Below are 13,604 nucleotides of genomic sequence, written 5' to 3' on the forward strand. Positions count from 1 at the left end.
CCCATTAATTCTATAACATCCCAAGCAATTCGGGGTTCTACATTTGTAATGTTGTTTTGAATCAAATAAAAATCAAGACAGCACCAAAAAAAAATATTAATAAAAAAATTACAATTATGAAAAGCACAGGAAAAATCAAAATGTTATTTGTTTTTGCAATAGCAATGATGTTTGCTAGCAATGTACAAGCACAAGAAACAAAAGAAGCTACAAATTATGACCAAGGATTCCGTTTAGGATTTGGTGTAAATGCAGGATACTCCGTTAGTGATCCATACAAATTGGCATTAGGAGCTGATGCAAGAGTTCAATACGATTTGTCAAAAAGATACTCTTTAACTTTGACAACTGGTTACAGTAATTTATTTGTAAGTAAAGCAGACGGTAATGATTTAGGATTTATCCCCGCTAAAGCAGGTTTTAAAGCTTTTGTATGGAATGATCAATTTTATGTAATGGGAGAAGCTGGGGCCGCTTTTGCAGTAACTAATGATTACAACAAAACGTCTTTATTATTATCCCCTAGTATTGGGTATGCTTCAAAATACATTGATGTATCATTGCATTATGAGCACTATTCTGATTTTGAAAAATTGAACAATAATGGTTCTGTAGGAAAAGGTTTTGGACAAGTAGGAGTTCGTGTAGCGTATGGTTTCAAACTATAAAACATATATAGTCTTAAAAAAAAATGCCCTGAAATTCAGGGCATTTTCTATTTATAAAACTTTTTATCCGTTAGGGTCTTCATAAAAGCGATGAGTTGTTTTTTTTCCAAGTCAGTTAAATTCAGTTTATCCTCTGGTAAAGTTTGGTTTGGCAAATTAAATCCTAATCCATTTCCACCACCATCATTATAAAAATCAATTACTTCTTCCAAAGTTTTAAAAACACCGTTGTGCATATAAGGAGCTGTTAACGCAACATTCCTTAAGGTAGGTGTCTTAAAAGAATTCCTGTTAATTTCAGCTTTTGTCAGTTCGAATTTTCCTAAATCTGCATCCAATTTTTTAGTTGCATCAGGAACACCTAGTACTTCACTTTCGGATTTTACAAAACTTGGAGGTACCGTTCCGTTAGTTAATGGAATAAAATGACAGCTTGCACATTTTGCCTTTCCTGCAAATAGATTAAATCCAGCAATTTCATCCAAATCTAACGTTTCATTTCCCTGCATGTATTCATCAAATTTTGAATCATAATTACTCAAAGAGCGTATATAAGACGCTAATGCATTTTTTATTGCAAATTCATCTATTGCTGTTTTTGGAAATGCTTTTTTGAATTTAGTAACATAACTCGCCTCTTTTTTTAAAGCCAAAACTGACTTTTTCAAAGAACCGTGCATTTCATTTTCATTTGTAATTACAGCTACAGCTTGGTCCTCCAGATAAGTAACTCTGGAGTCTGAAAAGAAAACACATTGAAAAGCAATATTAGACAGCGTTGGCGTATTTCTTTTAACCAACGATTGTCCATCTAATGAAACTGCTTTTTCTAATCCATCGGTAAAAGCTTTGTCAGCATGGTGACAAGAAGCACAAGAACGAGAATTATTTCCGGACAAAATGGGATCATTGAACAATAATTTCCCTAACTCGATTTTTTCTGGGGTCGTTTCATAATCTGGAAATGCTGAAAAAGCTTCGGCATCAAAAGCGTTTTTATCAAAAAGTGTCTGGGCAGTTGTTTTTAATCCTCTCGTTTCTTTAATCAAAGGAATTTTCAAATCCATTTGAGTTTTATACAACCCTTTACTTAACGGATTTAAAAATTTTCGAATAAAAACAGCTCGGTCAAATTCATTAAACTTGCTATTCTTTTTCAAATATTCTTTCCCTTCTTCAATCGTTTTTAAAACTGATTTAGAAGTCGAGTCATCTGAATTATCAACATAAATTTGATAGTATTTTTCGATACTTTCTAATGATGATACTGCTTCCGGAATAGAGTTTTGAGCAATTGGAGAATCAAATCCGGTAATTCCCAAAGTTATGATTCTAAAAACCTCTAAACGCATCGCATCAAAAACATGGGAATCCGTTAATTCGTTGGTTTGTGAAACTTTGTCTAATCGTTTTAAATTGGCAGAAAGAATCCCAATTTCTTTTAGAAGCTCCCCTTTTGATCGATAATCATACCTTGGAAAAAGCAATTCTTCAATTACTTGAAACCCTTCTGGAGGAACAGTTTTTCCTTCATCTTCTTCAAACTCGTCTAATGCGGGTCCATTAATCGCTTTAGAAACAACAGGAAAATAATATTCACTTATCATTTCAACTTTTTTATAGCTTTCATGTGCTTTCAGAAATTGTTTTTGAACTTGTGTCGAAATCGAATCTGATTTTACCAAAAGTTCCAATCGAGAAACATCTTGAATCAGGACCTGAATATCTGATTGAAACAAATCATTTATTTTTTCGTGTTTGGGTTGGTTTTTACAAGAGAAAAGAAGCATCAACAATAAAAGAAAAAAGAAATTTTTCATAAGAAATTTTAAAAATGGAGAAAAGCAAAAACCACGATTCCTAATAAGAAACCGTGGGTTTTTGTAACTATTTAATTTAGAGAATCAATTATCTCGCAAGTCCTTTGATGATTACAATTTGGCTGGCTTGATCTTCATTTGGACGATTTGTACCTCCATCAACTCCTTTATATTTTGTTCCTCTCCAAGTATGTGGTTGAACACTCAATAAAAAGGTATCGTCAATTCCTACTTGTTCCGATACATCAATTAATGCTCCATATTCCCAATCTCCAAATTTACTTGTTCCGCCTACATTATACTTTGCAGCATCAGTAGCATCACGACGATGGTCAAGTTCTACGACAACTTTCAATTGTTTAGTTGCAATATTGTACTGATAAATGTAACCATCATGCGTTTCATCTCCATATCCATTAGCATCTTCCTCTACATAAACATAGTTTTTTGTTACACAAATATTATCTGGATTTTGGAATTTCCCCGCAATTCCTGTACGATCGTCTCCATCAAGAAGTACTTGTAAAGTTCCTGTTAACGGATTTGCAGCGTCTAAATTTAACTTGTAAACTCTACCGTATTTGGTTCTTGAAGCATCCGCATTAGTTCCAGTAGTATTTTGTCCTGTAGCATTAAAGTAAATTTCTCTATCAGCTGCATCACCACCTTTTCTATAATCTAAATCTTCAATTCGACCAAATTTTATCGCTTTTAGCGTATTCACCGATGCATTAATTTGGGCTCCGGTCATTGTAGTATGATTTTCGATTTTTACAAACGAAACAGGATACGTTTGTCCCGTAACCATATCTTTTTCTCTTTGATTGTCATCTGTTCTTTTCATCATATATAAAGAACCATTTGCTAAATCACCAACAGTGTTTGAAACATACATGAATACTTGACCCCCATAAGTTCCAGAATCATCATCACCTATTACAACAACTGTTTTCCCTGCAAAAGCAGTCTTTCTCAAAGGCAAAGCATTCTCTGCACTTAATCTTCCTAAACCGGATAATTCTTTAGAAACAGATGCTGAACCAACATCTCCATAAGGATTTAAAGCATGGGTACGAGATTCTTCTCCAGATTCTCCACAAGTTAAATAAAGTGGTCCAAAACCATGTTCAGCAACAGTTGCCATAGTAGCTCCGCACAATCTCCATGTTCCCCCATTAGAATTCAACAAATATTCTCCTTTTGTAGGTTTGAATGTTTTGTCTAAAGTAATTCTGGAAACCGAAAAATTATCTTCTTGATTTACTAAAAAAGTAAAAGTTCCATCTGAATTTTTCAACAATCCTGAACCGTCAGCTGAACCTCCAAAAACATAATTTGGACTACCTGCCAAAACATCATCTGAAGTGATAAGTGAAAAAAGTTCCAAGCTTTCAAAACCTGCTTGCTTTTTTAATAATACTGGAGTTACAGATTGGTTAGCTAAAACTACAGCTGTAGTTTCATTCGAAGATTTAGCATCATTCTCACAAGAGATTAATGAAGCTAAAAATAACATTGGCAAAATAATTCTTTTCATCTTGGTCGATAGTTTTAAATTCAAGGCAAAGAAATGCACTGAATTTTAACTTCAAATGAACTGAATATTAACAAAAAGCTAAGAGTTAACTAGGGTGTCCAACTCTAAAAAACAATAACTTTACATACTAACAATACCGTAATACAATGATAAACTTGAAATAACTTTCACGAGAAAATCATTCAAACTAATTCTCCTTGCTCAACATTTCTTTATACATTTCGATATTTCCCTTGATTTTTTCATCCATTTCAGGTTCTTTAATATCAGTATGTTTTTGCATTTCTTCCCAAATAATTTTGGCTACAATATAACGGGCCATTTCCTTATCATCCGCAGGAATGACATACCAAGGCGCATAATCAGTAGATGTTTTATTGATAGCCTCCTCATAATAATGCATATAATCATCCCAACGTTCTCTTTCTTTCAAATCACCTGTTGAGAATTTCCAGTTGTGTTTTTGTTCTTCCAAGCGGCGTAACAAGCGTTGTCGCTGCTCCTCTTTGCTCATGTGCAAAAAGAATTTCAGCATAATAGTTCCGTTTTGAGTAATGTGTTTCTCAAAATTATTAATTTGCTGCATTCTATTTTCCCAAAATTGCGGTGTAATATCAGCTACTTTTTCAATACCCGGTAAATTTTCATTCATAATATATTCAGGATGCACTCTGGTGACCAAAACATTTTCATAATGAGACCTATTAAAAACCGCAAACTTCCCTTTTTCTGGCAAAACTAAATAATGTCTCCACAAATAATCATGTTCTAACTCACTTGAATTTGGCGTTTTAAAACTATGGACGACCACCCCACGAGAGTTAAATTCCTTAAAAACTTCCCGAATCATACTGTCCTTCCCCGAGGTATCCATGCCTTGCAGACAAATCAAAACGCCATAGCGATTGTGCGCATACATCACATCTTGTATTTCGCTCAATTTCACTTGCACCTTATCCAGTTTCTCTTCTTTATCATCGTCACTATTTCCATTAAATAAGTTCGTAGGAATACTGGACAAATCAATTTTATCAATCACTTTAAAATCATCGGGATTTATAGACTTCATAAGAAATATTTTATCTTTACATCTCAAATATAAGAAATAATAAGGATTAATCCTGATGAATTTCAGGAGCTATTTCCAGCTATTCGTTGCAATCTTTTATTATTTTAAAGAAAAATAATAAAAGGATTTCCTCTGCTATCTGGGCTAGGGCATTCCTTTCCAAAACAAACAATATGCTACCATTTCAACTCGATCTACTGTTTCAAATCAACGGAATTGGTTCTGCCTCAGGACTCATTTACAAAGACAGTTCTTTGTTTATAATCTCTGACAACAGCTCTTTTCTTTACAAATACAACATCCAAGAAAAAGAACTCCATAAAATAAAGCTCTTTGAAAACAGTCAGGAAAACATTCCTAAAAAAGACAAATTCGATTTTGAATCCATAACCCAAAAAGGAAATAAATTCTATCTTTTTGGCTCGGGTTCCACGCCTAACAGAAACAAACGCATCAGTTACAATCTTACTTCTGCAGTGATAGAAGAGGAAGATTTATCGGCAATTTATGAGAAACTAAAACTAACCGCTTCTATTTCGGATGATGATTTAAACATAGAAGGCGCTTTATTTCACAACGAAAAATGGCATTTGTTTCAACGAGGCAATGGAGCACAATCAAAAAATGGCATCTTTGTTTTAGACAAAGAAGGAAATGACATTCGCTTTTTTCCAATCCCTTTACCAAAAATCCAAACCATCGAAGCTACCTTCACCGATGCCATTCTCGTGGAAGATAAAATCTATTTTTTGGCTGCGGTAGAAAATACGACCTCAACGTATGACGACGGAGAAGTATTGGGAAGTTTCATAGGCGCTTTATCATTCGACACTTTCGAAGTTGCATTTACCCAAAAGGTATCAGAAACCCACAAATTCGAAGGATTAACTTTATTTACGCATTCAAAAGAAAAAATCGAATTCCTGCTCTGTGAGGATAAGGACACCGAAACTCTGGAAACGGATATTTACAAATTGACATTAGATTTAAAATGAATGTCCATCAGATAAAAAAATGTTTCTTTCGTCCGAAATAATATAACGTTAAATTTAGATTAAATAGAAACCCAAAATAGATTTCAAATTTAAAACGAGGTACTTTTACAGTAAACTAAGCCTTTTATTGGCATAAAATAATTAATAAATGACTGACTTAAAAAATAAAAATGCCCTGATTACAGGAGCTGGAAAAGGAATTGGAAAAGCGATCGCTTTGGCCTTAGCCAAAGAAGGTGTAAATATAATTTTGGTTGCCAGAACACAGGAGGAAATAGACAGTGTAGCGGCAAAAGTACGTTCTTTAAGAGTAAAAGCACTAGCCATAACCGCTGATGTTGCTGATATCAATTCGGTAAACGCTGCCGTTGAGAAAGCCCTAGCTGAATTTGGAACTATTGATATTTTAATCAACAATGCAGGAATTGCTGCTTTTGGAAAATTTTTAGAACTAGAACCAGCCGCTTGGGAACGTATTATTCAGGTAAACTTAATGGGAACCTATTATGTGACACGTGCCGTTTTGCCTAATATGATAGAAAGACAAACGGGCGATATCATCAACATTTCTTCGACAGCCGGATTAAGCGGAAATGCTTTAACAAGTGCCTATAGCGCTTCCAAATTTGCAGTTTTAGGATTGACGGAATCACTGATGCAGGAAGTTCGCAAACATAACATTCGAGTTACCGCTCTAACTCCAAGCACTGTTGCGACAGACATGGCCAAAGAATTAAACTTGACCGATGGCAATCCTGATAAAGTCATGCAAGCGGAAGATATGGCCGAATTAATCATCGCGCAACTCAAATTAAACCGACGGGTTTTCATCAAAAACAGCAGCATTTGGTCTACGAATCCTTAAATTATTTTCGTTTTAAAACAACAAAAACCCCTCGGAAAAGGGGTTTTACTATTTATAGGAATCTTGAATCTACCTAAACTAAAACATTTACAAAATCCATTCTTACACTACCATCCTCATCAATTTTAGTCAAATTGATTTCGTGTAATGTATTTACTAATTCTGGATTCCAAGGCGTTTTTACTTTTACGTAATTTTCCGTAAAACCGTGAATATACCCTTCTTTATTTTCGCTTTCAAATAAAACAGTTCTATTTGTTCCCAATTGGCTTTCATAAAAAGCACGGCGTTTTTTAACGGATAGTCCACGCATCATTTTACTACGTTTAGCACGAACATTTCCAGGAACAACACCTTCCATTGCTGCTGCTTCGGTATTATCTCGTTCTGAATACGTAAAAACATGCAAATATGAAATATCCATGTCATTCAAGAAATGATACGTTTCTAAGAAATGCTCATCAGTTTCACCAGGAAAACCAACAATCACATCCACACCAATACAAGCGTGCGGCATAACTTCACGGATTTTGTTTACACGTTCGGTATATACTTCGCGTTGGTAACGACGTTTCATTAATTTCAAAATGTCATTGCTACCGGATTGCAAAGGAATATGAAAATGCGGTACAAACGTTCTGCTTTTCGAAACAAATTCTATTGTTTCATTTTTCAATAAATTCGGTTCAATAGAGGATATTCGCAATCTTTCGATTCCTTCTACTTTATCTAATTCTTGAACTAATTCTAAGAAAGTATGTTCGTGTTTTTTATTTCCAAATTCTCCTTTACCATAATCTCCAATATTTACACCGGTAAGAACAATTTCCTTGATATTCTGTTTCGAAATTTCAGATGCATTTTTCAATACATTTTCCAGTTCATCACTTCTCGAAATTCCTCTTGCTAATGGAATCGTACAGTACGTACATTTATAATCGCAACCGTCCTGCACTTTTAAGAAAGCTCGGGTTCTGTCACCTATCGAATAACTTCCCACATAGAAATCAGCTTCGGCAATTTCACAAGAATGTACTTCTCCAAAATCATTTTTAGACAAATCGTTGATATAATCGGCCAATTTAAATTTTTCAGTTGCACCAAGAACTAAATCCACCCCATCTACACTGGCTAATTCCTCCGGTTTCAATTGCGCATAACAACCTACTGCTGCAACAAATGCTTTATCATTCAATTTCATTGCTTTTCGCACGACTTGTTTGAACTGCTTGTCTGCATTTTCAGTAACTGAACATGTATTAATCACATACATATCAGCAACTTCCTCAAAATCTACGCGATCAAAACCCTCATCTTGAAGATTACGGGCAATTGTAGAAGTTTCCGAAAAATTCAGTTTGCAACCAAGTGTATAAAAAGCAACTTTTTTTCTATTTTCCATAATTTGTCTTAAATTAATGAAATCGTTGTCAAAAAATTTAAGTCCGCAAATTTACGAACAATATTCTGGAAAATGAAATCAATAATTTTCTATATATTAGCATCTTGTACACAAATAATTATACTCTAAAAAATGAAAAAAATAATTATAATAATTACTTTCCTCCTAATTACGATTCAAATAAATGCTCAAAATAACATTGAATGGGACGGAAAATACCAACTACAACTTTCCGATTTTCAATCTAGTGCTACTCAAATTGGAAATGTAAAAATCAATAGTATCAATACCGCTTCAAGTCTCGATTTTGCGTTCCAAATGAGCAATATTGAATTTATGTTCACCAAGAATTTTAATTCTAAAGTAAATTCTACATTTAAGCGAAATGCCGCATCCATTATTGCAACTGACAATAGTACAGCGCAATATTTATTAAATTTTGCACAATACGAATTTGATTTGTCCGAACTTTATGCCCGAAAATTGCGAAAAGAAATTTACGAACAAAAAGGCACATTTTCTGACGTTAGTTTTTTACAGGTTATCTATAATACCATTGAAAAACAATATACAGAAGAACATGCTATTGCTTCAAAAATAACTGACCTTGGTCAAAATGAAAAAAAACTCTTTGAAATACGAACAGATGTACTTAAAAGAATCCAAGAATATCCTGATTTTTGTAAAAGTTGTAAACCTCCTAAAAAACAAAAAATTAATTCAAAATAAATCGTCTCACCACTTCGGCTACACCATGATTATTATTTGAGGCTACAATCACATCGCCTTTATCTCTCAATTCAGGATCTACATTATCAACCCAAACTCCCAATCCGGCATATTGAATCATCGTCAAATCATTACCTGCGTTACCAACGGCTATGATTTCGCTTTGAAGAATGTTCAGTTTTTCGGCCAAAAATTTAATGCTGGCACCTTTATCAATTCCGTTTTGCGCTACTTCTAGAAAGAACGGTTTTGACATACATACACTAAGATGCGGCATGACTGCTCTCAAGTCTTTTTCAACTTCTTTTAAATAACTTGGCTCTTCCAATAAAATACATTTTATGGCCGCCGATTGAACCTCATCTTTGAAACTAATGACTTTATTGTGTTCTAAACCTGTGATATTTTTTTCAATGTCAATGTATTCAGAATCGGTCTCACTCACAATTTTTCCATCAAGGTACGTAATAATATGTGTCTTACTTTTTAAGCTGTAATCGTACAATTCATGGATTTGTTCTTGGGTTAACGTTTGCTCAAAAATGATTTTATCTTCTTTTAAATCTGTAATTACAGCTCCGTTATACGATATCATATAAGAATTATCCAATTTCAATTCTTTGGCGTAAGCAATCATCGCAGGTGTTGGTCTTCCGGATGCCAAAATAACATAAACCCCCAGTTCCTGTGCCTTGGACAACATTGCTGCATTCTCATTTGAAATTTTATGGTCATCGGTCAACAAAGTGTCATCCATGTCCAAAACTAACATTTTATATTTCATTCTGTTTTTTATTGTGAATGCGTTAAATACTCATTCTAAATTCTTCAATAACTGGATTTACTTTCGCAAACTCCGTTTCCTGAACAAATAATTCTACTGCTAAATCTGAATTTCCAAAACCTCCTAATCGAGCTGATTGTATGTTGTTTTTTAAAACGGTATCTACTCCTATTGCTTCAATTCTCTCTTGCAACGCTAAAGCTAAAATTTCACTTCCCGAAAACACTTTCATTAATCCCATCTTATTCTTTAATTTAATTATTTATTACCATTTTCTTCATCTCCTTCTTGCTCCTCGAAGTCATCTCCAGCTTCAGGTTCAAAATCTTCGTCCTCTTCAAATTCTTCGTCTCCTTCTTCGTCTTCATCCTCATCGAAATCGAATTCAAAAGGCTCCACTAGCATTTTTTCAGCAAGAACTTCTATTCGTTCTGTGAATTGTTCCGAGAAAATAATACGTTGGGTTCTGACAATGCTATTCGAAATACGCATGATTTTAGTTTCATGACGCAATTTCAAAATTGGGTCTGCATCATCAAGAATAAACATTTTCAATCGGTTTACATTATAACCGGCAGTGGTAAACATTTCACTTAACCTGTTTGGAGTCCCAATCAACACATCAATTCCGCTAGAAATATAATTTTTATCGTATTCCATATCGCCTTTATCATGCACACCATAGACTTCTAAATTAGAATTCTTACCGTATTTTTCAAAAAGTGATTCCATTTCCAATACTTTGGCTTTGTCCTCTACAATAATCAAAGCCCTTGGTGATTCTTCTGTTGCGCCTGCCAATCTCTGAATTACATTCAGCACAATCGTTGTCGATTTCCCGCTTCCTTTTGGTGCAATAATAATACAATCCGAACCACTTTTCATTGTCGAAAATGTTTCTTTTTGCATTGTATTGGCCTCGGTCAAACCGTTTTCAATTAAGGCTTGCTGTAACTCTTCGTTTATTTTTTTTAGTTTCATTTTTTATGATTGAAAGATTAAAAATTGAAAAATTGAAAGATTAAAACTAGTGCCAAATCTTTAAATTTTTCAATTTTTAATCATTAAATTAATTTTATTTACTTGCAAATAACTTCACATCATTCTCAGAAATTTCGCTTCCGCCAAGGATAATTAATCGCTCAACTACATTTCGCAATTCACGGATATTTCCTGTCCAATCGTAATCTTGCAATAAATGGATTGCTTCATTAGAAAACTTTTTTATAGCATTTCCTTGCTCTGAGGCAATTTTATCTGCAAAATGCGAAATCAACATCGGGATATCTTCTCGTCTGTCATTCAATGATGGAACTTTTATTAGGATAACAGCCAAACGGTGGTATAAATCCTCACGGAAACGCCCTTCGGCAATTTCTTTTTTCAAATCTTTATTGGTCGCCGCAACAACACGAACATCGACTTTAATATCTTTATCTGCTCCCACTCTGGTAATCATACTTTCTTGTAAGGCTCGTAATACTTTGGCTTGCGCCGAAAGACTCATGTCACCAATTTCATCCAAGAAAATGGTTCCTTTATCAGCCGCTTCAAATTTTCCTGCGCGGTCTTTTACTGCCGATGTAAACGCTCCTTTTACGTGACCGAATAATTCGCTTTCTATCAACTCAGATGGAATGGCAGCACAATTCACTTCGATTAAAGGGAAATTAGCTCTTTCACTTCTTTCATGTAATTGATGCGCAACCAATTCTTTTCCGGTTCCGTTCGGTCCTGTAATTAAAACTCTGGCTTCGGTTTGGGCAACCTTACCAATCATCACTTTAATGTGATTGATGGCTTCGCTATCGCCGATCATTTCGTAGTTTTTACTGACTTTTTTCTTCAGAATTTTATTTTCAACTACGAGTTGTTTTTTGTCTAAAGCATTTCGAACCGTATTCAATAATCGATTTAAATCTGGTGGTTTTGAAATGTAATCAAATGCACCCAAACGCATCGTATTGATTGCCGTTTCCATATCGCCATGACCAGAAATCATAACCATAGGAATTTCGGGTTTGATTTTTTTCACCGCTTCCAAAACCTCAACACCGTCCATTTTTGGCATTTTGATATCGCACAAAACCAAATCGTAATCGTTGTTTTTTATTTTTTCAAAACCTGCAGCACCATCTTCCGCTTCTTCTACCTGATAGGTGTCGTTTTCTTCGGAGAGTATTTTTGTAAGCACTCTTCGAATAGCGGCCTCGTCTTCAATGATTAGTATTTTTGACATATTTTTATTTTTTTAGCCCCGATTAAAGTGGAAATCCTTTTTATTTTTTCTTTAAAAATAAAAAGATTGCAACGGAAAGCGGGAAATAGCTCCATAAATTAATTAAATTTTAACGGAAGCGGAAACAAACCAAGTTATTAATATTTCAACCATCGGTATAATTCGTTCCATGTTGGTTTTTTGCCGTACATGAGTATTCCAACTCGGTATATTTTGGAGGCAAACCAAACCACTGAAAAGAAAGTGCCGAATAATAGTGTTATTGATATTGCGATTTGCCACCAAGGTACGCCAAACGGAATTCGCATGAGCATAACGATTGGGGAAGTAAGCGGAATCATTGAAAAAACAACTGCAATTGTCCCGTGCGGATCGTTTATAACAGTGAAAAATCCTATGTAAACGCTCAACATTAATGGCATAATGATAGGTAAAAGAAATTGTTGTGAGTCGGTTTGATTATCTACAGCCGCTCCAATTGCAGCATAAAACGAACTGTACAGAAAATAGCCCCCAATGAAATAAATTACAAATCCAATCAGGATACTTGCAATGGGTAAATTCCATAATTCCTTGATATACATTTGCGCGGTTCCGGCAAATTCTTGTTGGGCAGTATGCATTAATTCGGGTGAAATTCTAGCGGTTGGCCCAACATTTACTCCAAAAAATATTGACGCAGCAAACATCAAAGACAGTCCAATAACGGCCCAAATGACGAATTGCAATAATCCTGCTAATGCAGTCCCGACAATTTTCCCCATCATCAATTGAAATGGTTTTACGGAGGAAATGATGATTTCAACAATTCGGTTCGTTTTTTCTTCGATAACGCTTCGCATCACCATGTTGCCGTAAATGATAATGAACATCATAATAAGATACCCGAAAGCGCCACCAATACCGATTTTTATTTCGTTAAGTCCTTTTACGCTCTCTTCGCCTGAGGCTTTTGTTAAGTTGATATTGACTTTAGATTCTGCATTTTTTATCGCTAATGTATCGAGATGTGCTTTTTCTAAATTGGTTTTGGTTAACTTCTTTGCAATTACATCCTGGACACTTTCAATGAATGAAATACTAGGACTCTCGTTCGAAATAAATTGAATTTTATTTTCGAAATCTTTAGAATTACTTTCATTTGGAATGTATAGTAATCCTTCGTAGTTTTCGTTTGTGATACTGTCTTTCAAGAATTTTAAATCTATTTGAGACAAATCGAGGTATTTGTATTCCCCTTTCTTAGCGTTTTGAGAAGTAAATTCCTTAGCAAACAAACCTGATTCATCATGAATGGCGATTCGTTTGGTGTCGGCTTTCATGGAACTTAAATAACCCACAAACGCTGCTATCCCCACAAATAGTAACGGACTTAGAAAAGTCATAACAATAAAAGATTTATTGCGCACTTTGGCAATAAATTCTCTTTTTATGATTAATGATATTATACTCATGCTTCGCAAATTTCAAATTTTAAAATTCCAAAATCCAATACT

At 34.5% G+C, this 13,604-nt stretch carries 13 protein-coding genes; 4 read left to right on the forward strand and 9 right to left on the reverse strand.

Going from position 1 to position 13,604, the window contains the following annotated elements:
- The first annotated feature begins 116 nt into the window (after positions 1–116).
- Complete coding sequence (locus tag OA85_RS11915; RefSeq protein ID WP_082014175.1) at positions 117–668, forward strand: hypothetical protein; 552 nt, start codon at positions 117–119, stop codon at positions 666–668.
- Positions 669–715: 47 nt separating this feature from the next.
- Here OA85_RS11915 and OA85_RS11920 read toward each other — a convergent pair whose 3' ends face one another.
- The 3 genes from OA85_RS11920 to OA85_RS11930 all read right to left on the reverse strand — a co-directional run bounded on the left by OA85_RS11920 (position 716) and on the right by OA85_RS11930 (position 5,094).
- Positions 716–2,488 (reverse strand): cytochrome-c peroxidase, encoded by a 1,773-nt coding sequence (locus OA85_RS11920; protein WP_039110011.1) that lies wholly within the window; start codon positions 2,486–2,488, stop codon positions 716–718.
- An 88-nt stretch (positions 2,489–2,576) separates the two neighbouring features.
- A complete protein-coding gene (locus OA85_RS11925) occupies positions 2,577–4,025 on the reverse strand; it encodes a hypothetical protein (RefSeq protein WP_052257238.1) in 1,449 nt (482 codons plus the stop codon).
- A gap of 187 nt (positions 4,026–4,212) precedes the next feature.
- Positions 4,213–5,094, reverse strand: coding sequence for a phosphate--nucleotide phosphotransferase (locus OA85_RS11930; protein ID WP_039110012.1), 882 nt, complete (start codon positions 5,092–5,094; stop codon positions 4,213–4,215).
- A gap of 173 nt (positions 5,095–5,267) precedes the next feature.
- Here OA85_RS11930 and OA85_RS11935 point away from each other — a divergent pair, with 173 nt between their 5' ends.
- Complete coding sequence (locus OA85_RS11935; RefSeq protein ID WP_039110304.1) at positions 5,268–6,089, forward strand: hypothetical protein; 822 nt, start codon at positions 5,268–5,270, stop codon at positions 6,087–6,089.
- Positions 6,090–6,237: 148 nt separating this feature from the next.
- Entirely contained in the window at positions 6,238–6,954 is a 717-nt protein-coding gene (locus OA85_RS11940) for a 3-ketoacyl-ACP reductase (RefSeq protein ID WP_039110013.1), read from the forward strand.
- Positions 6,955–7,027: 73 nt separating this feature from the next.
- Here OA85_RS11940 and mtaB read toward each other — a convergent pair whose 3' ends face one another.
- Positions 7,028–8,356 (reverse strand): tRNA (N(6)-L-threonylcarbamoyladenosine(37)-C(2))-methylthiotransferase MtaB, encoded by a 1,329-nt coding sequence (gene mtaB / locus OA85_RS11945; protein WP_039110014.1) that lies wholly within the window; start codon positions 8,354–8,356, stop codon positions 7,028–7,030.
- A gap of 132 nt (positions 8,357–8,488) precedes the next feature.
- Here mtaB and OA85_RS11950 point away from each other — a divergent pair, with 132 nt between their 5' ends.
- Positions 8,489–9,085, forward strand: a complete 597-nt coding sequence (locus OA85_RS11950) for a hypothetical protein (protein WP_039110015.1) — start codon at positions 8,489–8,491, stop codon at positions 9,083–9,085.
- Here the strand turns inward: OA85_RS11950 and OA85_RS11955 are convergent.
- The 5 genes from OA85_RS11955 to OA85_RS11975 form a co-directional block, all read right to left on the reverse strand.
- Positions 9,072–9,869 (reverse strand): Cof-type HAD-IIB family hydrolase, encoded by a 798-nt coding sequence (locus tag OA85_RS11955; protein ID WP_039110016.1) that lies wholly within the window; start codon positions 9,867–9,869, stop codon positions 9,072–9,074. The two genes, OA85_RS11950 and OA85_RS11955, sit on opposite strands and share 14 nt — an antisense overlap.
- Positions 9,870–9,891: 22 nt before the next feature.
- Complete coding sequence (locus OA85_RS11960) at positions 9,892–10,110, reverse strand: DUF2007 domain-containing protein (protein ID WP_039110017.1); 219 nt, start codon at positions 10,108–10,110, stop codon at positions 9,892–9,894.
- Between the two features lie 17 nt (positions 10,111–10,127).
- Positions 10,128–10,850, reverse strand: coding sequence for a DEAD/DEAH box helicase (locus OA85_RS11965; protein WP_039110018.1), 723 nt, complete (start codon positions 10,848–10,850; stop codon positions 10,128–10,130).
- 94 nt (positions 10,851–10,944) lie between these two features.
- Complete coding sequence (locus tag OA85_RS11970) at positions 10,945–12,108, reverse strand: sigma-54 dependent transcriptional regulator (RefSeq protein WP_039110019.1); 1,164 nt, start codon at positions 12,106–12,108, stop codon at positions 10,945–10,947.
- Positions 12,109–12,245: 137 nt separating this feature from the next.
- Positions 12,246–13,562: an ABC transporter permease gene (locus tag OA85_RS11975; RefSeq protein ID WP_039110020.1), complete on the reverse strand. Its 1,317-nt coding sequence runs from the start codon at positions 13,560–13,562 to the stop codon at positions 12,246–12,248.
- Between the last annotated feature and the right edge of the window lie 42 nt (positions 13,563–13,604).

It is taken from the genome of Flavobacterium sp. AED, from assembly GCF_000812945.1.
Lineage (GTDB): Bacteria > Bacteroidota > Bacteroidia > Flavobacteriales > Flavobacteriaceae > Flavobacterium.

Excerpts from the sequence above, each read along its gene's own strand:
- OA85_RS11925 (WP_052257238.1), bottom strand. The coding sequence starts at position 4,025 with ATGAAAAGAATTATTTTGCCAATGTTATTTTTAGCTTCATTAATCTCT.
- OA85_RS11975 (WP_039110020.1), bottom strand. The coding sequence starts at position 13,562 with ATGAGTATAATATCATTAATCATAAAAAGAGAATTTATTGCCAAAGTG.
- OA85_RS11965 (WP_039110018.1), bottom strand. The coding sequence starts at position 10,850 with ATGAAACTAAAAAAAATAAACGAAGAGTTACAGCAAGCCTTAATTGAA.
- OA85_RS11935 (WP_039110304.1), top strand. The coding sequence starts at position 5,268 with ATGCTACCATTTCAACTCGATCTACTGTTTCAAATCAACGGAATTGGT.
- OA85_RS11940 (WP_039110013.1), top strand. The coding sequence starts at position 6,238 with ATGACTGACTTAAAAAATAAAAATGCCCTGATTACAGGAGCTGGAAAA.
- mtaB (WP_039110014.1), bottom strand. The coding sequence starts at position 8,356 with ATGGAAAATAGAAAAAAAGTTGCTTTTTATACACTTGGTTGCAAACTG.
- OA85_RS11920 (WP_039110011.1), bottom strand. The coding sequence starts at position 2,488 with ATGAAAAATTTCTTTTTTCTTTTATTGTTGATGCTTCTTTTCTCTTGT.
- OA85_RS11960 (WP_039110017.1), bottom strand. The coding sequence starts at position 10,110 with ATGGGATTAATGAAAGTGTTTTCGGGAAGTGAAATTTTAGCTTTAGCG.
- OA85_RS11930 (WP_039110012.1), bottom strand. The coding sequence starts at position 5,094 with ATGAAGTCTATAAATCCCGATGATTTTAAAGTGATTGATAAAATTGAT.
- OA85_RS11950 (WP_039110015.1), top strand. The coding sequence starts at position 8,489 with ATGAAAAAAATAATTATAATAATTACTTTCCTCCTAATTACGATTCAA.
- OA85_RS11915 (WP_082014175.1), top strand. The coding sequence starts at position 117 with ATGAAAAGCACAGGAAAAATCAAAATGTTATTTGTTTTTGCAATAGCA.
- OA85_RS11970 (WP_039110019.1), bottom strand. The coding sequence starts at position 12,108 with ATGTCAAAAATACTAATCATTGAAGACGAGGCCGCTATTCGAAGAGTG.
- OA85_RS11955 (WP_039110016.1), bottom strand. The coding sequence starts at position 9,869 with ATGAAATATAAAATGTTAGTTTTGGACATGGATGACACTTTGTTGACC.